Below are 23,880 nucleotides of genomic sequence, written 5' to 3' on the forward strand. Positions count from 1 at the left end.
CTGATCCTTTCTAGAGAAAGGAAATAGCGCAACGTCTACGTTCATCGCATCTTTACGCCATCTTTACGCCCGCATTACCAATCACAACACCACCTTTACGTACCTCTCTCTAGCATTGGGGCTGTCTTCCCTTTATCCCAACACATAGGGAGCCACCCCATGGAATTGCTGGTTCTTATCTTGATACTGGTATTCGGCGTAGCGCTATTGGCGCTCATCTCCGGTTGCCATCGCCTGGAGGGTCCACCTCGTGAACGCTGAGTTGCTGTACTGGCTGGTCGGCAGCGTCGCTGCAGGACTGCTTTTCTATCTTTTCTATGCGCTGATTAATGCCGAGGGGGTGATATGAACGCCTCTCCCGTTGTCCAGATGGGTCTCTACCTGTTGGCGCTATTTATGTTGGCTTGGCCCTTGGGGCGCTACCTGACAATAGTCATGGATGGCAGTCTGTCTGCACGCTTCCGCTGCCTGGGTGCCATCGAGCGTGGCATCTGCCGGCTAATTGGCACACAGCCCGACGAAGACATGCCTTGGACGCGCTATGCCTTGGCGATTGTGCTGTTCAACTTTGTCGGGCTGCTAGCGGTGTATGCATTGCAGCACTTTCAAGGCAGCCTGCCGCTGAACCCGGCCGGCATGGCCAATGTGGAAGCAGGTTCTGCGTTCAACACGGCCGTTTCATTTGTCACCAATACCAACTGGCAGGGCTATGCCGGCGAAGCCACCATGAGCTACCTGACCCAGATGCTGGCACTGACCGTACAGAACTTCCTGTCGGCGGCAACCGGCATGGCAGTCGTGGTGGCGCTGATCCGTGGCTTCACGCGTCGTTCGGCTGGTGGCGTAGGTAATGCCTGGCTCGATATCAGCCGCGCGACGAGCTACGTGCTATTGCCACTTTCTATTGTTGTCGCCTGCTTGCTGGTTAGTCAGGGGGTGATTCAGAACTTTGATGCCTATCAGGATGTGAAACTCACTGAACCGGTGACCTATCAAGCCCCCCGTAACGATGCTAACGGCAAACCGGTAGTGGATACCGCTGGCAAACCCGTGATGGATGAAATCACAACCAACCAGCAAACCATCGCCATGGGCCCGGTTGCTTCACAGGAAGCCATCAAGATGGTGGGCACCAATGGTGGGGGATTCTTTAACGCCAACTCGGCCCACCCGTTCGAGAACCCTACCGGCGCGAGCAACTTCTTGCAGATGCTGAGCATCTTTCTGATTCCCGCCGCGCTGTGCTTCATGTTCGGCAGCATGGTAGGCGATATGCGACAAGGCGTGGCCTTGATAGCCGTGATGACATTGATCTTCATTGCCATGTACAGCGTGGTGCAGTGGTCTGAAATGCATGCCAATCCGTTACTCACACAGCTGGGAGTGGATGGTACAAGCGGCAATATGGAAGGCAAGGAAACCCGCTTCGGCATCACCGCGTCCAGCCTGTTCGTGACGATTACAACCGCCGCGAGCTGCGGTGCAGTCAACGCCATGCACGACAGCTTGTTGCCCCTGGGTGGATTGATTCCAACCTGGTTGATGCAACTAGGCGAAGTGGTGTTCGGTGGTGTCGGTTCCGGCCTCTACGGCATGCTGATTTTCGCCATCCTCGCTGTATTCCTGGCAGGCCTGATGATAGGCCGTACGCCGGAATACCTGGGCAAGAAGATCGAATCTTACGAGATGAAGATGGTGTCCATCGCCATTCTGATCACACCCACGCTGGTGTTAGGGGGCACCGCAATCTCGGTGTTGGCCCAAGGTGGTTTATCCAGCATTTTTAATCCAGGCGTGCATGGTTTTTCCGAAGTGTTGTACGCCTTCTCCTCAGCCGCCAATAACAACGGTTCAGCCTTTGCGGGCCTCAACGCCAATACGCCGTTCTACAACTTGGCGCTGGCCGTCTGCATGTGGCTGGGGCGTTTCGTACCCATTATCGCTGTGCTGGCCATTGCAGGTAGCCTGGCCAGGAAACCTCGCTTGGCGGTATCAAGCGGCACCATGCCCACACACGGGCCCCTGTTTGTCGTGCTGCTGGTCGGTTCGGTCATCATCGTAGGTGCCTTGACCTATATCCCAGCGCTGGCCCTGGGTCCGATGGTCGAGCACTTGCAACTGTTTGCCCGTTAAGGAGGGAACATGAACGACTTAACTAAACCCAGTTTCACTGCTGAAAGCATGGTTACCGCGCCAGGTACCGACAGCCGTACAGTGCGCTCGCTACCCCTGTTTGACCCAGCCCTGGTACGGCCCGCCATGGTGGAATCGCTTAAAAAGCTTTCCCCTCAGGCGCAGTTTCGCAACCCGGTCATGTTTGTGGTTTGGGTGGGCAGCCTGCTCACCACGTTGCTGGGCATCCAGGCACTGGGCGGGCATGGCGAGGCACCCGCCAGCTTTATATTCGCCATATCGGCTTGGTTGTGGTTCACCGTATTGTTCGCCAATTTCGCTGAAGCCCTAGCTGAAGGCCGTGGTAAAGCACAGGCAGCAGCGCTGCGTGGCTCACGCAAGAATGTGGTCGCCAAAAAACTGGCCGAAGCCCGTCATGACGCCAAGATTGCCGTGCTTGACTCGGCCAGCCTGCGTAAAGGCGATCTGATCCTAGTGGAAGCCGGTGATGCGGTACCCGCTGATGCTGAAGTGATTGACGGTGTTGCCTCGGTAGACGAGTCGGCCATTACCGGTGAATCAGCACCGGTCATTCGTGAGTCGGGCGGGGATTTCTCGGCAATTACCGGTGGCACACGCGTATTGAGCGACTGGCTGGTGGCGCGCGTGACGGCCAATCCTGGCGAGGCTTTTCTCGACCGTATGATTGCCATGGTGGAAGGCGCCAAACGCAAAAAGACGCCGAATGAGATTGCGCTGACCATCTTATTGGTGACGTTGACACTGATATTCCTGATGGCAACGGCAACCTTGCTGCCCTTCTCCATTTACAGCGTGAAGTCCGCAGGCGCCGGTGCACCGGTCAGTATCACTGTACTGGTAGCGCTCTTGGTGTGCCTTATCCCCACCACCATAGGCGGCTTGCTCAGCGCTATTGGTGTTGCGGGTATGAGCCGCATGATGCAGGCCAATGTGATCGCCACATCGGGCCGAGCAGTGGAAGCCGCCGGTGACGTGGATGTGCTCCTACTCGACAAGACCGGCACCATCACACTGGGTAATAGGCAGGCTAGTGCTTTCTTACCCGCGCCCGGGGTCAGTGAGCAAGAACTGGCTGATGCCGCCCAGCTGGCCTCCTTTGCCGACGAAACCCCAGAGGGACGATCTATCGTGGTATTGGCCAAGCAACGTTTCAATCTGCGCGGCCGCGACTTGCACGATGCCCACTTCGTCTCCTTTACTGCACAAACCCGCATGAGTGGTGTCGACTTCGGTGCGCGTCAGATCCGTAAGGGGGCACTGGAGGCGGTGAAACAGCATGTTGCAGCCATGGGTAGTCCGCTGCCAAATGCCGTTATCGAACTGGCCGAGCAAGTTGCCCGCCGTGGCGGCACCCCCTTGGTGGTGAGTGATGCCGACCGGGTCATGGGTGTGGTGGAACTCAAGGACATTGTGAAGGGCGGTATCAAGGAACGCTTTGCCGAATTGCGCCAGATGGGTATCAAGACGGTGATGATTACCGGCGACAATCGGCTGACCGCCGCAGCCATCGCCGCCGAGGCTGGCGTGGATGATTTTCTGGCCGAAGCACGGCCAGAAGACAAGCTCAAGCTGATCCGCGACTACCAAGCCGAAGGCAAGCTGGTGGCCATGACCGGCGACGGCACTAACGATGCGCCGGCGCTGGCCCAGGCTGATGTGGCGGTCGCCATGAACAGCGGAACACAGGCTGCCAAAGAGGCTGGCAATATGGTCGACCTCGACAGCAACCCGACCAAGTTGATCGAAATCGTCGAGACCGGCAAGCAGATGTTGATGACACGCGGTGCATTGACGACTTTCAGCGTGGCCAACGACGTCGCCAAGTACTTCGCCATCATCCCCGCCGCCTTCGCCGTTACCTACCCGCAACTCAAGGTGCTGGATGTGATGCAGCTGAATTGTCCCAGCTCGGCGATTCTGTCGGCCGTGATCTTTAACGCGTTGGTGATCATCGCCCTAATTCCCCTGGCGCTGAAGGGGGTGAAATACCGTGCCCTGCCTGCTGATCTGTTGTTGCACCGCAACTTGGTCATCTACGGCTTGGGCGGCCTGCTGGTCCCTTTTATTGGCATCAAATTGATCGATATGGCTCTGGGGTTGCTCGGGCTCGCCTGAGCATTGGTCCCCATTCCCACCCAGTGAAAACACATTGTTGTGCTATCCGCCGAAAGTGTGCGGAAACCAAGAAGGATGATCGGAATGAAAACCTTGATACGCCCAGCCCTTACGCTGTTTGTATTGTTGTCCGTCGTGACCGGCCTGATTTACCCGGCCTTAGTAACCGGATTAGCCAAGATGGCGTTCCCCTATCAGGCCGCTGGCAGCCTGATTACACAAGGTAAAGTAGTGGTTGGCAGTGAGCTGATAGGCCAGTCATTCAGTGGCTCAAGCTACTTCTGGAGCCGCCCTTCTGCCACCGGCCCGATGCCCAATAACGCCTCAGCATCCAGTGGCTCCAACCTTGGCCCAACCAATTCGGCTTTGGTTGATGCCGTGAAAGACCGCGTAGCCACGCTACGCACAGCCCATCCGGACCAAACGGGGCCGATACCGGCTGACTTGGTGACGACCTCAGCCTCCGGTCTTGATCCTCATATCTCACCCGCTGCGGCCTATTATCAAATCAACCGTATTGCCAAGGCACGTGGTGTGGAGCCGGAGAACGTGAAGCGTTTGGTTGACGCCTATACCGAGTATCCTAGCTGGCGCATTTTTGGAGACAGCACCGTCAACGTACTCAAGCTGAACCTTGCGCTTGATGCGGGAGGTAAGGTTTAAACGTAGTAGCCACCGCCCCGGCCACCCAAGACAATCCACTCCACCATGAACTATCCACGCCCTGATCCCGACCGTCTGCTTGAAGCGCTACAGGAAGCGAATGCCGCAGCCCGGCGTGGCAAGCTCAAGCTATTTTTGGGTGCTTGCGCCGGGGTCGGCAAAACCTATGCGATGTTGCAGGCCGCCCGGCAAAAACAAAACGAGGGGGTGGATGTCCTGATCGGCATCGTGGAAACGCATGGTCGCGCCGATACGGCGGCCCTGCTGGTAGGCTTGACTACCCTGCCCTCGCGGCAAGTTGAATATCGCGGCCACCTGTTGGCCGAGTTCGACCTGGATGCAGCACTCAAGATCAAGCCAGCGCTGATCATCGTGGATGAGTTGGCGCATTCCAATGTCGCGGGCAGTCGCCATCAAAAGCGCTGGCAAGATGTAGAAGAATTGCTCGTGGCGGGTATCGATGTTTACACCGCCATGAATGTACAGCACTTGGAAAGCCTTAACGACATTGTTGCCGGCATTACCGGGGTGAAAGTAGCAGAAACGGTAGCCGATCACGTATTCGACAGTGCGACTGACGTGATCCTGGTGGATTTACCACCGGATGAATTACTGGCACGACTGGCAGCCGGTAAGGTCTACCTGCCTGATGCGGCCCAACGGGCCTCGAAGCATTTCTTTCGTAAGGGCAACCTGATCGCTTTGCGCGAATTGGCCTTACGGCGCACTGCAGACCGGGTCGACGCCCAGATGCGGGCATATCGGGCCGATCGCGCCATCGCCAATGTCTGGCAAGCACGGGAACGATTGTTGGTTTGTATTGGTGCCGGTCCCAGCAGCGATAAGCTGGTGCGTTCTGCCGCCCGGTTGGCAGCCAAGCTGCAAGCTGACTGGATTGTTGCCTACGTCGAAACACCAACGTTTCAGCGCGGTAGCAAGCAACAGCGAGGGCGGATTCTGGCAACACTCAAATTGGCCGAAGAGTTGGGAGCGGAAACCGCCACGCTGGCCGGTACCGATGCAGCCGCTACCCTGGCGGCTTATGCCCGTGGCCGTAATGTCGGCAAATTGGTAATCGGCCACCGCTGCCAAACCGGCTGGCGGCGAAAGCTGCTGCCGGGCCTGGCCGATCAGTTGGCTGAGCGGGCAGCGGAGCTGGATCTGTACTTGGTTGGCCTGGACCCGGCAGTTGTCGTGCCGGCCGTTGCCGACCGAACACCGCCCAGAAAGATTTACTGGCGCGGTTATGCGGAGGCCGTGGCTATTGTGGCCGCGACTTCCGTGCTGGCCGGCGCTTTACTGTCCGTGTTTGACCTCGCTAACGTGGTGATGGTGTACTTGTTGGCGGTGGTCATGATCGCCTTGCGTTCGGGCCGCGGCCCTGGCGCGCTGGCAGCCTTTTTATCCGTAGCTAGCTTTGATTTTTTCTTTGTGCCGCCGCAATTGACCTTTACCGTCAATGACAGTCAATACCTGTTTACCTTTGCCATGATGCTGGCGGTGGCCCTGATTATCGGCCAGTTGGCAGCCAAGCTACGCTTCGAGGCAAATGTGGCGCGCCGGCGCGAGCGCCGGGCAGACGAGCTGAGCGGGTTATCGCGTCAACTGTCGGGGGCTTTGACCACCGAGCAGATCATCGGTATTGCCGTGGATAGGATTAATGCTATTTTCCATGCTCGTAGCGCGGTGTTGTTGCCCGATAGCCAGGAGCGGGTGCGTGAAGCGCAGGGAGGCCCCGGGCTGGGTAGCCTAACCGATACTGACGCTGATGTGGCGCAGTGGGTCTACGACCATCAGCAGCACGCCGGTCAGGGCAGCAATACACTGCCCTCCAGTCCAGCGCGTTATTTGCCGTTGAAAGCACCGATGCGTACCCGTGGTGTACTCGCCCTGCAGGTCAGTCAGTTGAGCCTGTTCGACGAACCCGAGGAAATGCGTCTGCTGGACACCTGCGCAGCGCAGATCGCACTGGCGCTGGAACGGGTGCACTTCGTGGAAGTTGCCCAGGACGCTTTGGTCAGCATGGAGGGCGAGCGCCTGCGCAATGGCTTGCTAACGACGGTGTCGCATGACTTGCGCACACCCTTGACCGCCTTGGTAGGCTTGGCCGATACCTTGGCGGGTAGCGAACTGAGTACGGAAGTACGGCACGAGCTGGCAGAAGCCATACGCGACAAGGCGCGTAGTACGGCGGAGCTAGTCGGCAAGTTGCTCGACATGGCGCGCCTGCAATCCGGCGCAGTCACACTACGGCGCGATTGGCAGTCGCTGGAAGAAGTATTGGGCTCGGCGCGTAGACAGCTTGATAGTGTACTGGCAAACCACACCGTGATCAGTCGCTTGCCTCCCGACTTACCACTCTGTGAGTTTGATCCGGTCTTGATCGAACGCGTCCTGGTAAATTTGCTGGAAAATGCTGCCAAGTACACCCCACCTGGCAGCGAGATCAGCATCCTGGCCGTCAGCCGTGGCGACCTGATGCGCATTACGGTGGACGACAATGGCCCTGGCTTGCCTGCCGGGCGTGAGGAAAAGCTATTCGGCAAATTCGAGCGTGGCGAGAGCGAATCTGCACTGCCCGGGGTAGGTCTGGGTCTGGCTATCAGCCGCGCCATCATCGAAGCGCATGGGGGCCGCATGTATGCCGAGAACCGATCAGAAGGCGGTGCGCGCTTTGTGTTCACTTTACCGCTGGGCACCCCGCCCAGCATGCCGGATACCAGCCTATGAGTACCCCCCGCCTGCTTGTCGTCGAGGACGACGCCCATATTCGCCGCTTTCTGCGTACCGCACTGGAAGCCGCCGACTTCAACGTATTCGAAGCGGCCAATGTGGCGCGCGGTTTGATCGAGGCAGGCAGCCGGCAACCAGATCTGTTGATCGTGGACTTGGGTTTGCCGGACCGCGATGGCCGTGAGCTGATTGCCGAGCTGCGCAGCTGGTCGTCCGCGCCGGTTATCGTGCTATCTGCCCGCGATCGCGAGGAAGACAAAGTCGCTGCGCTGGATGCCGGTGCCGATGACTACTTGGTCAAGCCATTCGGGGTGCCGGAGCTGCTGGCGCGGGTGCGTGCCCAGCTGCGTCGCAGTAGCGTCAATATCGGTGGTGATATCTCGGCCGTGGTGCACTTTGGTGAGGTCAGCATCGACTTGGCGGCACGCATCGTGCAACGCAATGGGCAGCCTATTCATCTCACGCCCACCGAATACCGGCTGCTGGCGGCTTTAATCAAGGGGCATGGCCGGGTACTGACTCACCAACAGTTGCTGTTGGAAACCTGGGGGCCGGGCTATGCCGAACGGGGCCACTACCTACGCATTTTCATGGGAAATTTGCGCCAGAAGCTGGAAGTCGACCCATCCCAGCCTCGGCATTTGCTGACTGAACTGGGCGTCGGGTACAGCTTGGCGGGCTTGACCTAACCCACGTGCAAATCGGTTGTGGGTGTTTCGCATTTCGCGGGGCCTAACCTGTCGCGAACAGGTGCTTAGGCATTCGAGCGATTGATTTTATCCAGCGATATTGACCCGGGCGATGGCGCGGGCATTTTTTTGGGCTAGCGGACAATGCTTGCACAATCTTTATATAGCCGGGTCTTGTATTTACGCCGTTTTTACACCGCCTTGACTACGCTTTTGCTTGCAGCATCTGACAAGAGATCAGCGAAGTGCCCGATTCGCTGAGATAGGAGCCAGTGTCAGGTGCTACCCCGTACAAGCCCGGTGGCACGGGTTGACAAGCCCCGGTCAAGCCCAATTGGATAAACGATGAATACGCTAACCCGAATGTGTCCCGTCGAAGACATCTTGCTCAATGCCAAGGTGCAAAACCGCCACCAACTATTCGAATATGCAGCCCAGCATCTGCAACAGCGTTATGGATTAACAGGTGAACCCGTCGCCAAGCGACTAGCAGACAGGGAAAAATTGGGTTCTACCGGCTTGGGGAAAGGCGTCGCGATTCCACATGCCCGCATCCCCGGTCTGCAGGCCCCACTCGCGCTGTTTATCCGCCCGGAACATCCCATCGCCTTCGATGCCCCCGATGGCAAGCCGGTCGGGGAATTACTCCTGCTGCTGGTGCCAGAACACGCCAGTCAGGACCACCTGCAGCTCTTGGCGGATGCCGCCCGTCTCTTCTGTACCCGAACTTTCCGTGCAACCCTGCGTGCCGCGACGACACCGAGAGACGTGCATCGACTATTGCTTGAAAGCCAGCAATCATGAGCCGGCAATCCCTGAACCACTTTACCGGCAAAGCTATACCCCAAGGACCAGCGCAGTCATCCATCCAGGCTTGCCAAGCAAGTCTATTAGCAAGCGCCTTACCGTTTGTACAAGCACTGCAACAGCAGACAGTTGTGATTGTTTATACCGGGTCAACCAACCACGACATCAGTGCAAAGCAAGCCTTTGCCCAGCAAGTTGCGCTGCTGGCCATGACCGGCATGCGTCCAATCGTCGTACATGGTGGGGCACCGCAATTTCAGCCTTGCCAGGCTGGTGGCCGTGCGCCAGTGCCAGAATGGGTGGCGATGCGTGTCGCGCGTGCCGGTTTAGCCGATCTCAATCTGGACCTGGTCCACTTGATTAGTCAGTACGGTCCAAAAGCGATGGGCGTCACCGGGCAAGATGGCCATTGCCTGTTGGCAGCCTCGCATGCTGAAAATGGCGCCATCAGCCCAATCGCCAAGCTGGACACGGGTTTGTTCACCTTATTACAGAACGACGGCATGGTACCGGTCGTGATGCCGATGGCGCCCGATGCAGATGGTGAAGACCGGCTGCTGTCTCCCGAGCGGTTGGGCGCGTTGCTGGCGCAGCAACTACAGGCATCTACCCTGGTATTGATGGGCGATGGTACAAGCTTGCTGGAACTGACTGGCCAAGAACCTCTGAACAGTGAGGCTGAGCTGGCGCATTGGCTGGCAATGCACCCGACAGGTGTAGCAGCGCATTTGGCAAGCGCGGCACTCGATGCGCTTGGCCATGGGGTGCAATCCGTGCATTTTGTTGACGCCTGTGAGCCCCATGCCCTGATAACCGCATTATTGACCGAGGAAGGCTGCGGCCTGATTCTGTGTCGACGCAACAATGCCCAGTTGATGAAGGACAGCACACGCTACTTCCATGATTGTGACAGTGTGCTACGGCCTGACTTTCACGCTGAACGTAAGCGGGTGGTGCGCTTTTAGCGGCCAACCCACAAAATAGAAAAGTCGCATGCTTGGTGATTGGCGCTGAAAGTGGCTGCGACTTTTCTAAGTCGATGTCCGTAACCTTTAAATCCGGTGTCTGCGAGGCTGTGTTACTCGTTAAGCTTTCCCAATTGAAACAGCGTTACTGATAGCACGGTAAAGGGTGGCGTGATGACTGTTGAGGATGCGAGCGGCTTTTCGTACAGAAGTACCTTCCGCAATAAGCCGCTGGGCTAATACAACCTGTTCCGCACTGAGAGCGTGTTTTAAAAGTTATTTTTCCAATCTGTTGAGCATCAAATTGATCATGGCGATATGAATGAATGTTTCGCTGGATAGGGTGAGGCATTCGTAGTCCTTGGAAAGTCGGCGATATCGATAAAGCCAAGCGAAGGTGCGTTCCACGACCCATCTGCGAGGCAAAAGCACGAAGTCCTTGGCATGGTCTGGGCGCAGGACGACATCGAAAACGAAGCGAAAGCGCTGAGCGACCCATTCCAGCAATGCTCCTCGATAGCCACTATCGACCCAGACACGGCGCAGCTGTTTGCAACTCCCCGTCAATGTTTGCAACAACCACTTTGCACCATTACGATCCTGTACGCAGACCGACGTCACCAGCACCGCCATGATCAGTCCCATGGTGTCGACCAAGATGTGACGTTTGCGTCCTTGAATTTTCTTGCCAGCGTCGTATCCTTTGACGCCTGCCGAGGCGCTGGTTTTTACGCTCTGGCTGTCGATACACCCCGCTGTAGGATGCTTGTGACGCCCGGCCCGACGCCGCACTTGCGCGCGCAAAGTGTCGTGAATCCGTTGCCAGACGCCAGCTCGACTCCAAGCGCGAAATTAGCCATACGCGGTTTGTTAAGCGGGAAAGCCGTCATGCGGCAATAGGCGCCAGGCACAACCGGATCGTGTGATATACAAGTGCGCATTCACCACCTGCCGCAGATTCACTTGCCGCGGCCGGCCGCCTTTTTTAGCTTCTGGCAGCAAGGGTTCAATCCGTTCCCAGCTCTTGTCGCTTAAATCGGTCGGGTACTGCCGCTTTCTCCTGCCGCTACTTTTTTAGCCATGTCAAAACCCAATACATGGGAACGGTTTGAGACTTTTAAAACACGCTCTAAGAACATGTTCCATGTCTCGTGAACCAGGGTGAGACAAGGCGAAAACAACCGAGGAAATCCAATGTCTCCCTTGATTCAGGTCAGCGAACTGGCAAATCAGCTTGGTCAAACCGATTTGGTCCTTGTCGATTGCCGCCATGACCTGACCCAACCTGAAGCAGGTCGGCTAGCGTATGAGCAGGGACATTTGCCCGGGGCTGTATTTGCGCATCTGGACCACGACCTGTCCGGCCCCAAAACTGGCCGCAATGGTCGCCACCCCTTGCCCGACCCAGCACAACTGGAAAGAAAACTGGCTGCGTTGGGCATAGGCACCGGTAGCCATATCGTTGCTTACGATGCACACGGTGGCATATTTTCAGCACGGCTCTGGTGGCTATTAAAGTGGGTTGGCTTTCAGGCAGTGCAAGTGCTGGACGGTGGTGTAAATGCATGGCTTGCAGCAGGTGGACAACTCGACACCATGTCACCCAGCATCACCATTGGAGCCTTGGAAGCTCAACCCAATTACGCCAAGGTAGTAGACGCCGAAACAGTGCTGGATAATCTCGATAGGCAGGAATTCATGGTGATCGATGCCCGAGCACCCGGCCGGTTTGCTGGCGAAGGTGAGACGATGGACCCGGTCGCCGGCCATATCCCGGGGGCCATGAATCGTTTCTTTCAGCTTAATCTGCAAGCCGATGGACGTTTCAAACCAGCCGAGATGCTACGCAACGAGTGGAAAACCTTTCTGGATGGGCGGGATGCACACGATACCGTGCAGCAATGCGGTTCTGGCGTAACGGCTTGCCATAATCTGCTGGCGCTGGAAATAGCAGGTTTACCGGGTAGCCGGCTGTATCCGGGATCGTGGAGCGAATGGTGTGCAGATCCCAGCAGGCCGGTTGCGCGCGGCGCTGCCGACTGACTACGCCCACAGCAACCAGCAAGAAAACAGCTCGGCATCCAGAATAGGGCTTGCGCCATATCAAGGATGCCGAACTGCATTTACCGCCAACTGAACCTACCGGTATACGCCAATTGCGTATTACAGGTACTTCTTAGTCATCTTCTCAAGCGTGCCGTCCTTAGTCATAGCCGACAGCGCATCATTTAGCTGCTTGATGGTGGCATCAGCCACACCTTTGCCGCAGGCCAAATACATCTGCGCTTCCTTGAAGGTCAGGATCACCTTGATGCCGGTGATCTTCTTTTCCTTGACCAAGGTGCCGCCCACAGCCTCACTGGTTGCCCAGTAATCAATGCGGCCGGCAACAAGTTTTTCTGGGTTTTGCGCGTCATTGGTGGTCTCTTCGACCTTGTAGCCACCATCCTTGAGGAAGTTGGCGATCGCATCGCCACGGTAGCCACCAATCTTGGCGGCCTTCACGTCTTCGATCTTGGCAACCGGCTTGGCATCGGCCTTGGCGTACAACACCCACTTATTCGCCACCAACGGGCCTACCCATTTGAACAGGGCTTCACGTGGCGGCGTACGTGTGGTGGAGTACACGCAGGTGTTCGCCTCTTTTTGGGCCATATCGTAGGCCCGCTCCCAAGGCAGCATCGAAATCTTGATGGTCACACCTGCGCGTTTGGCCATCTCCTCCACCGCCTCGGTAGCGACACCGGAAACCTTGCCGGATACGGTCATATTGAATGGTGGCGACTCCTCCGTCGTAAACGTCAGGGTGTCTGCTGCAAAGGCCGGTGCAACGGCGAGGGCACAAGCTAGGGCAAGCACTTTCATCCAGAAACTCCTCATATCTATTTAGAGCAGGTAGAAAAAGCCGGACACTGGCAGCACCACTAAGTCGCCTAGCACCGGTTGTGAGCTATTTCACGTTAGTAAAATAGTTCATAAGCGCTGCCAGCGTAGTACTTCATGTGGTTTCGAGCACAATAGGTAACAAACTGTGCGAAATTACAGACGGGCGTAAAAAAAACCACTATGCGTTGACCAGCCGAATTTTCAGCATCAAAACAGCGGCATCGAGGCCGTGCCGCCCATCGGGAAGGTAGTCGATATCAAACAGGCCGGCGTAAGGTTGTAGCTCTGAAAGCATAGATGCCATGGGGGGACTATCGCCATGATAAGTAATGTAAACAGCAGCTTGCCTAGCTTGGGTATCCAGCAAAGCCTGGGCAAATCTCAAGAAGCCCAAAACCGACAGATCGAACAACTGTCGAGCGGCAAGCGTGTCAACCGCGCTGCGGACGACCCTGCGGCGAGCGCTATTATTTCGCAGTTTGCGGCGCAGATTTCAGGCAGCAATCAAGCCGCCCGTAACCTTAATGATGGAATCTCACTAGCCCAAACCACCGATGGTGCGCTTAGCACCGTGGAAGATAATACCCAGCGCATCCGTGAACTCACGGTTCAAGCTGGCAATTCAACCCTCAGCAGTTCTGATCGCGACGCCATCCAGAATGAAGTCAACTCCCTGAGCCAATCGAATAACGATACCTTACGCAGCGCCAACTATAACGGACAGTCCCTGTTTCAGGGCGGCAGCATTACGTTCCAAAGTGGCCCCAATGCAGGTGGCGAAAACCAAATAAGCGCACCGATAGGCATACGCGCTGCCCCAGCAAGCAATGGTGGGCTCAATACCGCCAATTCCGGTATTGATCTATCCAGCCCAGCCAGCGCAACAGCGGCCTTGGATAGCATTGACCAGGATATCAGCCGCATTGCCGATAGCCGGGCCAGCCTAGGTGCCCTTAACAAACGTTTTGAAGCGGGTATCGCCAGCCTGCAAAGCAACGCGGAAAATCTCACTGCTGCGCGCAGCCGTAGTGCTGATACCGATTACGCTGCGGCAACCTCACGCTTGGCACAAGAGCAAATCAAAGCCAATGCCGGCAATGCGCTACTAGCCCAAGCCAATGCCAGCGCAAGTAAAGTGCTGTCTTTACTGCGCACGTAGTGGATTCGCCTTGCTCAAAGAACAAAAGGCACCTCACGGTGCCTTTTGTCTTGTGCCAGCCAGAATCAGCGGCGACGGAACTGCCCAGGACGCGGACCACCTGCGCCAGGAGCCCGCTCGTCTTTATGACGGAAGCTCACACGCGCCTTTGTCAGGTCGTAAGGTGATAATTCCACCGTAACCTTGTCGCCCTCCAAAATACGGATGCGGTGCATACGCATTTTGCCGGACACATAGGCCATTACTTCTACGCCGTTGTCCAACTTCACACGAAAGCGGGTATCAGGTAGGACTTCCACTACGACGCCATCCAGTTCAATCAGTTCTTCTTTTGCCATGCTGCCAGTTTCTCCTATGTCGCGCCCGGCTGGGGCAACGACTCGGTAACGAGTTGAAGGTTAATTTCGGGCAGGGGCAATGCCCTTCTGCGCCAGGCTAGGCAATTTGCCAAGCCATTGTGCTGGTCGCCGCATGCTTGGCGTCGACACCGGAAACAGGTGTGCAACAGCGGGCTAAACAGGCGGAACGGCAAGCGCCGCGAGGAAGCCAACCGAACACGATTGGGCAAAACCATCCGGTTTGCACCCTCGCACTATACAGGTTTAAGCGTTTTTGCTTAAGCCACAGCGCTAAATGACTGATTGCTCGGTAGGTTTCTTGGTTAAGCCATCCCCATTTTATAAAGAAGCATTGCCCGCTTTGCACACCATAAAAACACCAAACTTGACTATACAACTTTGCTGCGCGCATAGTTTGACAGCGATGCTCCACCCACCATCTTCGAGGAAGCCCCATGCCTGCCGACCGCCAGGATCCACGCCTAGATACCAGCCGTAACATCCATGCACCCCGCGGCACAACGCTGAATTGCAAAAGCTGGCTCACCGAAGCGGCATACCGGATGATTCAGAATAATCTCGATGCCGAGGTCGCAGAGCACCCACACTCGCTGGTGGTCTACGGAGGTATAGGCCGGGCGGCGCGTGATTGGGACAGTTTCGATCGCATCCTGGCCAGCCTGCGTGAACTGAATGACGATGAAACCCTGCTGATCCAAAGCGGTAAACCGGTAGGCGTATTCCGTACCCATACCGATGCACCGCGCGTACTGCTGGCTAATTCCAATTTGGTACCGCACTGGGCAACGTGGGAGAAATTCCACGAGCTGGACCGCAAAGGCTTGATGATGTACGGCCAGATGACCGCAGGCTCTTGGATATACATCGGCACTCAGGGCATTGTGCAAGGCACGTACGAGACCTTCTACTCTGTTGCCAACCAGCATTTTGACGGCAAACCTGCCGGGCGTTGGATACTGACAGGTGGCTTAGGTGGCATGGGTGGTGCACAGCCGTTGGCTGCCACCATGGCAGGCTTCAGCATGATTGCGGTTGAATGTGATGAGACCCGCATCGACTTTCGCCTGAAAACACGTTATCTGGACAAAAAAGCCCAGACGCTGGATGAGGCATTGAACCTGCTCGATGCCGCCAAGGCAGAAGGCAAGCCGGTATCGATCGGCCTACTGGGCAATGCTGCCGATGTATTTTGCGAACTGGTGACGCGGGGAATCACGCCCGATGTGGTGACCGACCAGACCAGCGCACACGACCCCATCAATGGCTATTTGCCACAAGGATGGACATTGGGCCAATGGCGTGACAAGCAAAAGAGTGCGCCGGACAGTATCACCCAGCCCGCCAAGCAGTCGATGGCCACCCAGGTACAGGCCATGCTGACGCTGCAATCCCGTGGCGCCGCCACACTCGATTACGGCAACAATATCCGCCAGATGGCCAAGGATATGGGTGTTGAAAATGCGTTTGACTTCCCTGGCTTTGTACCTGCCTATATTCGTCCACTATTCTGTGAAGGTAAGGGCCCATTCCGTTGGGTAGCCCTGTCGGGCGACCCTGAAGACATCTACAAGACCGACGCCAAGGTCAAAGAATTGATTCCCAATGACCCGCACTTACACAACTGGCTGGATATGGCACGCGAACGGATTGCATTCCAGGGGCTGCCCGCTCGTATCTGCTGGGTGGGCGTGGAAGATCGCTATCGACTCGGCGTGGCGTTCAACGAAATGGTCAGGAAGGGCGAACTGAAAGCGCCTATCGTCATCGGCCGCGACCATCTGGATACCGGTTCGGTCGCCAGCCCCAATCGCGAAACCGAATCAATGAAAGACGGTAGCGATGCCGTCAGCGACTGGCCATTGTTGAATGCGTTGCTCAACACCGCAGGCGGTGCAACCTGGGTGTCCCTGCACCATGGTGGCGGCGTAGGCATGGGTTTTTCGCAACACAGTGGGGTTGTAATCGTGGCAGATGGCACAGATGCTGCACGGGCAAGGCTGGAGCGAGTACTGTTCAACGATCCGGCCACCGGTGTGATGCGACATGCTGATGCTGGTTATGAATTAGCGAAACAAACTGCACACAAAGTGGGTCTTAAACTTCCTTCCTTATAAAAATAAGATTGCCATGCCACGTAATATCCGCTTGATCCGTGCTGATAGCCTTAAGTCTATGCCGTGGAAAAACGGCGGCGGAATAACGCGGGAGCTGGCGATCTACCCACCGGACGCGAGCCTGACTGAATTTGCCTGGCGCATCAGCCTGGCCGATGTCGAGCACGATGGTGCGTTTTCCATCTTCCCAGGTGTCAACCGCAGCATCGTCCTGCTCGACGGTAAAGGCATGCGCCTGCATTGGCCCGATGGCGCACGGCACGACCTACAGCGCTACCAGCCATTCGCCTTTGCCGGCCACGAAGCGTTGGACTGTCAGTTGTTCGACGGTCCCACGGTTGATTTCAACCTCATGCTCCGGCGTGGCAAGGTCAATGGCCGGTTGGTGAGCCAGCACTTGGCGGAAGGCGAAAGCCGTACCGAGCTATTGGCCGAAAGCGATGACTTCCTATTGGTCTTTTGCGCCGCAGGCCGCGTAGAGCTACGCGGTGAAGCCTGCGGCACCTACACACTAGGGCGTTTCGATGCAATCGAGATTGGCCCAGGCACTGCACAAACCGGGCAACTGATTGGTAGGGGCCCGGATAGCGTGTTGCTGCTTGCCCGCCTGCAATTGTTGGAACCAGCACAGTGAACCATGATGCCATTTGGCAAAACCTGCACCTTTGCCCAGCCGGCGACATAAACGAAACTCTGACCGAAGCGGCCATCGTTGTCCGCGATGGGAAAGTAGCATGGCTAGGCCAGCAAGCTGCACTACCCGCCGAATACCGCAAGTTGCCACGCCACGATATGGCAGGCCGCTGGGTCACACCGGGCTTCATCGACTGCCATACTCATTTGGTTTACGCAGGCCAACGTGCCGACGAATTCGCCCTACGCTTGGCCGGCGCCAGCTACGAGGAAGTCGCCCGTGCTGGTGGCGGTATTTTGTCCAGCGTGCGCGCAACCCGTGCCGCCAGCGAGGACGAACTGTTCCGCCAGTCAGCCAGTCGGTTGGAAGACCTGTTGGCGGAAGGCGTCAGTGCTGTTGAAATCAAATCGGGCTACGGGTTGGATTTGGCCAGCGAAGCAAAAATGCTGCGCGTGGTGCGGCGGTTGGGCCAGCACTACGGCATTACCGTACGCACAACCTTTCTGGGCGCGCATGCGCTGCCCCCCGAATACGCCAACAAGCCAGACGACTATATCGGCCATCTTTGCCAGACCATGCTGCCTGCGCTAGCAGGTGAAGGGCTTGTCGATGCCGTCGATGTGTTCTGCGAAAAGATCGGCTTCAACCTCGCCCAAACCGAGCGCGTTTTTGCCACTGCACAGGGCCTAGGCCTGCCAGTGAAGTTGCATGCCGAACAGCTGTCCAACCTTGGCGGCACCGCATTAGCAGCCCGTTACAAAGCACTGTCGGCCGACCACCTTGAATTCCTTGACGAAGCCGGTGTGGCCGCTATGGCGGCAAGTGAGACAGTAGCCGTACTGTTACCGGGTGCGTATTACTTCATCCGCGAAACCCAATTACCACCGCTGGCGTTGCTACGTCAGTATGAGGTCCCTATTGCTATCGCCACCGACAGCAATCCCGGCACCTCCCCTGCCACTTCGTTGCTGCTGATGCTGAACATGGCTTGTACGCTCTTCCGGCTTACGGTACGTGAAGCCCTGCTGGGTGTGACTCAACATGCGGCCAAGGCGCTGGCACTGCAAGATAGCCACGGCTTACTGGCGGTAGGGCGCTCAGCGGATTTCACAGTCTGGTCGGTAGCCAGCCTCAGCGAATTAGCCTATTGGCTGGGCCGTAATCCTGCTTACCAAGTTGTCCGGCAAGGTCGAATACAAACACGCCAGAAAGACACCGCATGAAGCAGCTCTTCGCCGAACGCGCCCTTCTACCTGAAGGTTGGCGTCGAGATGTGTTGCTGGGGTGGGATGCTGCCGGCAAGCTCGTTGAAGTACGTAGCAATGCCGAACAAGCTGCCGGCATCCCCAAGGCGGATGGCCCCTTGTTGCCGGGCATGCCCAATCTACACTCGCATGCCTTCCAGCGTGCCATGGCTGGGCTGACCGAATACCTGGCGCGGCCACAAGACAGCTTCTGGAGTTGGCGCGAGCTGATGTACCGCTTTGCGCAGCGCCTGTCCCCCGAGCACTTACATGCCGTCGCTCGCCAGCTCTATGCCGAAATGCTGAAAGCCGGCTATACGTCGGTGTGCGAATTTCATTACATCCACCACGCACCCACTGGCCAAGCCTATGCCAACCCGGCGGAACTGGCCGAATGTCTGGTTGCCGCCGCGGCCGATGTCGGCATTGGATTAACACTTCTGCCGGTGCTCTACCAACAAGGTGGCTTTGGCGACAAACCAGCCTTACCCGAGCAAGCGCGTTTCATTGCCAGTACCGATTGGATGCTGGACCTGCAAACACGGTTACGCCGCAGCCACCCTGAACATGCGCGGCTGCGATACGGTGTAGCGCCGCATTCACTGCGTGCAGTAACGCCGGTCGAACTCGATCGCATCCGCACCGGCTTGCGTGACATTGACCCGCAAGCCCCCATCCATATACATATTGCCGAACAAATAAAGGAAGTGGCCGACTGCGAAGCCTTGCATGGTCAACGTCCTGTAGCGTGGTTGCTGGACAACCAACCCGTGGATAGCCGTTGGTGTCTGGTCCACGCTACCCACATGAATAATGCCGAGGTACAAGGTCTTGCCGCCAGCGGGGCAGTTGCCGGTATCTGCGCGACGACCGAGGCCAATCTGGGTGACGGCATCTTCGCCGGCGTTGACTACCTGGCGCAGAACGGTGCATGGGGAATTGGGTCAGACAGCCATATCAGCGTTAGTGCTGTGGATGAGTTGCGTGGATTCGAATACAGCCAACGCCTGCGTGACCAACGCCGCAATGCCCTGGCTACCGCCGCACATCCCAACGTCGCCGAGCGGCTCTGGCAGGAAGCCACAGCCGGTGGTGCACGCGCCAGTGGTCGCGCCATTGCAGGCTTGGCAGTCGGCCATCAAGCCGACTGGCTGGTCCTTGATGCCGATCACCCTAATCTCGTCAGCCGTGAGGACGACCAGCTTTTGGCCGGCTTGGTGTTTTGTCAACATGGCCCCCCCCCTATCAAACAGGTTGTCGTAGCAGGTGAAGAGCGAATCAAAGAAGGACACCACGCGCGCGACGCCGAATTGGCGCATGCGTACCGCCTGGCCCTAAAGGACTTATTGGCCTAACCCATAAAGCGCCTTGCTCAAAGGAATCGCCTCATGCAAACCTACACCCTGCACCAAGGCACCGCGCCACTGCTGATCTCCATGCCACATGTCGGTACTGTCCTGCCACCCGAACTGGCCCAACGCATGCAGCCCGTTGCACAGCAACTGGACGATACGGACTGGCATCTTGAGCAGCTATATGACTTCGCACGGGACATGGGAGCGTCTATTCTCGTGCCGACTTACTCGCGCTACGTCATCGACCTGAACCGCCCCAGGGACAATGCCAATCTGTACCCAGGCCAGGACACCACCGGCCTATGCCCCATCGATACCTTCGCCAAACAACCCTTGTACGCAGCCGGCAATGAGCCCGACGATGCAGAAATTGCTGCCCGCGTACCCATCTATTGGCAGCCCTATCACACTGCCTTAAGCCATGAACTGGCGCGCATCAAAGCCCAGCATGGCCGTGCGCTGCTTTGGGAAGCCCATTCGATTTGCTCGGAAGTCCCCCGTTTCTTTACCGGCCGACTACCGGACTTCAATCTGGGTACGGCCAATGGCGCAGCGTGCAGCGCCGGGCTCGGTGAAGCGCTACTGGCTGCAGCGCAAAGTCAAAGTGGTTATAGCGCCGTGCTGAACGGCCGTTTCAAAGGCGGCCATATCACGCGTCACTACGGCCAGCCTGCCCATGGCATCGACGCCGTGCAATTGGAACTCTCGCAGTGCACCTATATGCAAGAGTCCCACCCTTACGACTACCAACCCGCCCAAGCTCAGCAGGTACAACCCCTACTTCGCCAACTCTTGCAGACCTTGCTCGATTTCAAAGCCGATTAAAGCCTTCCTATTTCGTCAGACAAAAAATAAAAAGGACCCAGCTGCAACTCGGGTCCTTTTATTTACCACCATCAGTTAAAAATAAACCGGCTGCGACTTGCTGTCAGCTATTTGAGTGCATCTACCCCAGCCATGCAAACCTGATACCTACCTTATTTCTACCCCTGTTACTGCTTGCCGGTATCAAAAATCCAATCTGGAATCGGATGGGTAGCGATACAGGGAAAGTCCCGCACGGAGGCATGCTGCTTTGGGTCCCCCGTCACCATGCGTAACAACAAGTCGGTCCCCGCTTTAAAGTAATAAGTCGATGGGTCCTTACCTTGCTTGGTGAACGTCCATGCATCGGCAGTCTGGCCCAATATGCTTTCATTGCCCGCGTAGACCGCATGATTTTCCTGCAATAGGGCGCGGGGTAAATACAGTTGCTCAAAGGGCGTTACCTCACGCTCAGGCATCTCAAACAAAGCAACGCCGAAGTCCATCATCTCCCTTGAATAAGCAATTTTTTGCTTATGGCTCAGCTTACGCTCGGCATTACCGATTTCCGACATCCATAACCTGTGGCCGGTTTCCTTTTCCGACCATGGGTTGAATAGGCCATCAATCCGGCAAATGTTGCGGGTGTAGTCAAACCAGCAATAACCCGAGGTTATCTGGTCATCCGGCTGCATAGGTGACCAATAAGAGATATACGCACCACTCCATTGCGCAGGCAATAAGGGGGGCGATGAGGGCGGGGAATAGTCATGCATCACTTAACCTTGCCTTCCCAGCGCATAACCCAGATTCTGCACCAGCGCTTCCTGTAAGCTCGGTAACGCATTGCGTCGTACTTCAAAGCTTTGCGTCAGTTCGACATTGCTCAGGTGCATGCGCTCATCCACTGTTTCAAACCAGTTCCGGCTGCTATTTGCGTGATCTTTAAACAAGCTCACCAAAGGCATTGCACGGGAATTAAAGCTTTCCAACGCCGCAGCAACATTGCGTTCGGTACTCAAGGCCTTGACCAATAACTGGGAAACAACCACCGCCATAGTGGTGCCATGGCCAATCGAAAAGTGCCCCGACTGTAGCGCATCGCCAATCAATACAAATTTACCGTCATAGGACTTTTCATGGCTCAAAGTCATGAAATTTCGCCAGCCCAACCCTGGTTGCCCAATCAAACTATGGCCATCCAATTCGGTTTGGAAAATATCCGCCATATACGCGGCCGACTGCTCATCGGACATTTTATCCAGCCGGGAATTGACAAAGGTTTCTTCGCTACATTCCACAATAAACGTACTCATTTCATTCGAGTACTTATAGGAATGGGCGATGAAAATTCCCTTGCCATGGGCACGGAATACCAAGTTCATCTGGTTGAACAACTGCTTGGTGCCATACCAGATATATTTGTTATTGCCGTATTCAATTTGCGGTGTCAGCCCCTCGGAAAAATGGGTTGCCTTTTGATTGACGCCATTGGACAACACTACAAGGTCGTATTCTTCGCATTGCGATTTCGGATCGTTACCGAGTGGGGACTCGTAATAGATCTTGAGCCCGACCGATTCGCACTTTTCCCGTAGCGCCTGAACTAGGCCTTGGCGCCCTACACCACAAAGCGTGACACCGGTACTTGTCAAATTAGACTCGTTATGATGGACAAGCTTGAACTCTTCCAGAAACTGCGGATGGAGTTTTTCCGGGTCATTAATATAAGAAAGCGGGTTAGCCGGGTGATGTGGCGGCCTGCCCGGTAATACCACCCCCCAGCCTAATACTTCTTCATGGGTGTTTTTTTCAACGATATCAATATGCCAGTCTGACTTTATCTTTTTCATCTGGCTGGCAAACATCAACCCTGCAGGACCGGCGCCGACAACAAGAATTTTCATTTAGTTGACCCTTCCTAATTTGTACCAAACGTTTTGCTTCTTCTGGATTTTTTGCAGCTCATCATATGGCGCGGAAGTAAAGTAAAGCTTTTCTGCCATATCGGGTGGATAGATACTCGGCAATTTCTTATGCATATAACGGGTATATCTTGCACGCATAAAGAAAATTGGATTGGAACTACTCAATACGTCATAGTTGGCTCTCGCCATGTCCTGCATTGCATCGGCTTGGACTTTGCGCTGCTTGGTAAACTCAGGCAGTACTTTTTCCAAAGCATTCTTGTGGGTATCCAGCAGGCTTGCGAAGATATAAGCATCTTCCAACGCCATATTCATACCCTGGCCTAAAAATGGCGCGGTAGCATGAGCCGCATCCCCCAACAACAATGCATTGCTCTTGTAATGGAAAGTGCTGGACCGCACGTTGATCAGGTCATTGCTAGGCTTTTCGATAAATTGTTCCAACATTTCCTGCCTGACAGAGGCCGACAAGCTGGGAAAATAACGGCTAAAAAAGTCTGCCATTACTTTTTTATCCTGCGTCACCAAACTAAGCGGGCCTGTGAATGGCAGGCAAATTGCAAAGCTGATACTGCCATCTGGAATGGTGGCAGCCCGCCCTGCAAAAAGCCCTCCTGAGTCCATACCAAAAAAGTACAGCAGGTCTTTTCTGAACCCGAGCGCTTGGGCATCAGGTAGCACCAGTGTTTTATAACCGTGACGGAAAAATGTCTGCTGGAATTCAAAGCGGCGCATTGCACTTTGCATGCTTTGGCGGACCGCCGAATGTGCACCATCTGCGCCAATGATCAGATCACCCTGGATACGTCTGGTCTCCCCCTCTTTGTCCTGGACCAATATGGACTTATTCTCCAAATCAACATCCAGGCATTTATGCTCAAAGTAATAATTAACTTTGTTCAGATAGGCATGTTTGTTCAGCAGCCGCTGAAATGCAGCGCGATTAAGCGATAAGGGGTATAGATCTTCCAATGGTGTCAGTTCACGCACCCGGTATTTACCGCCCACCGAAAAAGCCATACCCACGATTTTCTCGCCGCACTCATCCAATTCCTGCCGTGGGATACCTGCATCCAATACAGCTTTGATACCTCTGACAGTCATACTTACACCAATAGCGCGAGAACTGACCAAATCTACATAAGAGGAAAGGTCTTGTAATGGATCGCCTCTTTTTTCAATGACATGAACTTCATATCCTCGTCTTGCGAGATAGATGGCGGTCAAACTGCCCGCCAGTCCGCCCCCGATAATGATGGTCTTATGCATTT

Annotated in this window: 21 protein-coding genes and 2 pseudogenes; 15 read left to right on the forward strand and 8 right to left on the reverse strand. The window is 55.9% G+C overall.

Translation table 11 applies throughout. From position 1 onward, the window contains the following. Positions 1–250: 250 nt before the first annotated feature. The 8 genes from CSQ89_RS23730 (at position 251) to CSQ89_RS00120 (ending at position 10,126) form a co-directional block, all read left to right on the forward strand. On the forward strand, positions 251–349 hold the full coding sequence (locus CSQ89_RS23730) for a potassium-transporting ATPase subunit F (protein ID WP_233202917.1): 99 nt from the start codon (positions 251–253) through the stop codon (positions 347–349). Continuing rightward, complete coding sequence (kdpA, locus tag CSQ89_RS00090; RefSeq protein ID WP_099404159.1) at positions 346–2,133, forward strand: potassium-transporting ATPase subunit KdpA; 1,788 nt, start codon at positions 346–348, stop codon at positions 2,131–2,133. Before CSQ89_RS23730 ends, kdpA begins: the two co-directional genes overlap by 4 nt. Positions 2,134–2,142: 9 nt before the next feature. After that, on the forward strand, positions 2,143–4,269 hold the full coding sequence (gene kdpB / locus CSQ89_RS00095; protein ID WP_099404160.1) for a potassium-transporting ATPase subunit KdpB: 2,127 nt from the start codon (positions 2,143–2,145) through the stop codon (positions 4,267–4,269). A gap of 84 nt (positions 4,270–4,353) precedes the next feature. Beyond that, positions 4,354–4,932 (forward strand): potassium-transporting ATPase subunit KdpC, encoded by a 579-nt coding sequence (gene kdpC, locus CSQ89_RS00100; RefSeq protein WP_099404161.1) that lies wholly within the window; start codon positions 4,354–4,356, stop codon positions 4,930–4,932. Positions 4,933–4,977: 45 nt separating this feature from the next. Further along, positions 4,978–7,662 carry a DUF4118 domain-containing protein gene (locus CSQ89_RS00105; protein WP_099404162.1) on the forward strand — a complete coding sequence of 895 codons (2,685 nt, stop codon included), beginning with the start codon at positions 4,978–4,980 and terminating at the stop codon, positions 7,660–7,662. After that, positions 7,659–8,354, forward strand: a complete 696-nt coding sequence (locus tag CSQ89_RS00110; RefSeq protein WP_099404163.1) for a response regulator — start codon at positions 7,659–7,661, stop codon at positions 8,352–8,354. The genes CSQ89_RS00105 and CSQ89_RS00110 overlap by 4 nt, the downstream gene beginning before the upstream one ends. 345 nt (positions 8,355–8,699) lie before the next feature. Then, positions 8,700–9,158, forward strand: coding sequence for a PTS sugar transporter subunit IIA (locus tag CSQ89_RS00115; RefSeq protein WP_099404164.1), 459 nt, complete (start codon positions 8,700–8,702; stop codon positions 9,156–9,158). Next, the gene (locus tag CSQ89_RS00120) at positions 9,155–10,126 is read left to right on the forward strand and encodes an amino acid kinase family protein (RefSeq protein ID WP_099404165.1); all 972 of its coding nucleotides are present in this window, start codon (positions 9,155–9,157) and stop codon (positions 10,124–10,126) included. The genes CSQ89_RS00115 and CSQ89_RS00120 overlap by 4 nt, the downstream gene beginning before the upstream one ends. A 120-nt stretch (positions 10,127–10,246) precedes the next feature. Here CSQ89_RS00120 and CSQ89_RS23735 read toward each other — a convergent pair. After that, positions 10,247–10,381 (reverse strand): annotated as a pseudogene (locus tag CSQ89_RS23735) (hypothetical protein); the annotation flags it as partial. A gap of 21 nt (positions 10,382–10,402) precedes the next feature. After that, positions 10,403–11,173 (reverse strand): annotated as a pseudogene (locus CSQ89_RS00130) (IS5 family transposase); the annotation flags it as partial. 147 nt (positions 11,174–11,320) lie between these two features. Here CSQ89_RS00130 and CSQ89_RS00135 point away from each other — a divergent pair. Further along, entirely contained in the window at positions 11,321–12,169 is an 849-nt protein-coding gene (locus CSQ89_RS00135; RefSeq protein ID WP_099404166.1) for a sulfurtransferase, read from the forward strand. A 120-nt stretch (positions 12,170–12,289) separates the two neighbouring features. Here the strand turns inward: CSQ89_RS00135 and CSQ89_RS00140 are convergent, their stop codons facing one another. Both CSQ89_RS00140 and CSQ89_RS23465 read right to left on the reverse strand, forming a co-directional pair. Next, on the reverse strand, positions 12,290–12,991 hold the full coding sequence (locus tag CSQ89_RS00140) for a substrate-binding periplasmic protein (RefSeq protein ID WP_158228838.1): 702 nt from the start codon (positions 12,989–12,991) through the stop codon (positions 12,290–12,292). Between the two features lie 199 nt (positions 12,992–13,190). After that, the gene (locus CSQ89_RS23465; protein WP_255408604.1) at positions 13,191–13,316 is read right to left on the reverse strand and encodes a hypothetical protein; all 126 of its coding nucleotides are present in this window, start codon (positions 13,314–13,316) and stop codon (positions 13,191–13,193) included. A 15-nt stretch (positions 13,317–13,331) separates the two neighbouring features. Between CSQ89_RS23465 and CSQ89_RS00145 the strand changes: the two genes are divergently transcribed. Beyond that, entirely contained in the window at positions 13,332–14,171 is an 840-nt protein-coding gene (locus CSQ89_RS00145) for a flagellin N-terminal helical domain-containing protein (protein WP_099404168.1), read from the forward strand. A 65-nt stretch (positions 14,172–14,236) separates the two neighbouring features. Here CSQ89_RS00145 and infA read toward each other — a convergent pair whose 3' ends face one another. Then, positions 14,237–14,509: a translation initiation factor IF-1 gene (gene infA / locus CSQ89_RS00150; protein WP_099404169.1), complete on the reverse strand. Its 273-nt coding sequence runs from the start codon at positions 14,507–14,509 to the stop codon at positions 14,237–14,239. A gap of 455 nt (positions 14,510–14,964) precedes the next feature. Here infA and hutU point away from each other — a divergent pair, with 455 nt between their 5' ends. From hutU to hutG, 5 genes are read left to right on the forward strand one after another with little or no spacing between them, the layout of a single operon-like run. Next, positions 14,965–16,644: a urocanate hydratase gene (hutU, locus tag CSQ89_RS00155; RefSeq protein ID WP_099404170.1), complete on the forward strand. Its 1,680-nt coding sequence runs from the start codon at positions 14,965–14,967 to the stop codon at positions 16,642–16,644. Positions 16,645–16,657: 13 nt separating this feature from the next. After that, entirely contained in the window at positions 16,658–17,278 is a 621-nt protein-coding gene (locus CSQ89_RS00160) for a HutD/Ves family protein (RefSeq protein ID WP_099404171.1), read from the forward strand. Continuing rightward, on the forward strand, positions 17,275–18,501 hold the full coding sequence (gene hutI, locus CSQ89_RS00165; protein WP_308418095.1) for an imidazolonepropionase: 1,227 nt from the start codon (positions 17,275–17,277) through the stop codon (positions 18,499–18,501). Before CSQ89_RS00160 ends, hutI begins: the two co-directional genes overlap by 4 nt. Then, positions 18,498–19,877: a formimidoylglutamate deiminase gene (locus tag CSQ89_RS00170; RefSeq protein WP_099404173.1), complete on the forward strand. Its 1,380-nt coding sequence runs from the start codon at positions 18,498–18,500 to the stop codon at positions 19,875–19,877. Before hutI ends, CSQ89_RS00170 begins: the two co-directional genes overlap by 4 nt. Before the next feature lie 33 nt (positions 19,878–19,910). Further along, positions 19,911–20,702 carry an N-formylglutamate deformylase gene (hutG, locus tag CSQ89_RS00175; RefSeq protein ID WP_099404174.1) on the forward strand — a complete coding sequence of 264 codons (792 nt, stop codon included), beginning with the start codon at positions 19,911–19,913 and terminating at the stop codon, positions 20,700–20,702. 167 nt (positions 20,703–20,869) lie between these two features. Here the strand turns inward: hutG and vioE are convergent, their stop codons facing one another. From vioE to CSQ89_RS00190, 3 genes are read right to left on the reverse strand one after another with little or no spacing between them, the layout of a single operon-like run. Then, positions 20,870–21,457, reverse strand: coding sequence for a violacein biosynthesis enzyme VioE (gene vioE, locus CSQ89_RS00180; RefSeq protein WP_099404175.1), 588 nt, complete (start codon positions 21,455–21,457; stop codon positions 20,870–20,872). Positions 21,458–21,460: 3 nt separating this feature from the next. Beyond that, a complete protein-coding gene (locus CSQ89_RS00185) occupies positions 21,461–22,588 on the reverse strand; it encodes a tryptophan hydroxylase (RefSeq protein ID WP_099404176.1) in 1,128 nt (375 codons plus the stop codon). After that, the gene (locus tag CSQ89_RS00190; RefSeq protein WP_099404177.1) at positions 22,589–23,878 is read right to left on the reverse strand and encodes an FAD-dependent oxidoreductase; all 1,290 of its coding nucleotides are present in this window, start codon (positions 23,876–23,878) and stop codon (positions 22,589–22,591) included. Positions 23,879–23,880 lie beyond the last annotated feature (2 nt).

It is taken from the genome of Chitinimonas sp. BJB300, assembly GCF_002735695.1.
Lineage (GTDB): Bacteria > Pseudomonadota > Gammaproteobacteria > Burkholderiales > Chitinimonadaceae > Chitinimonas.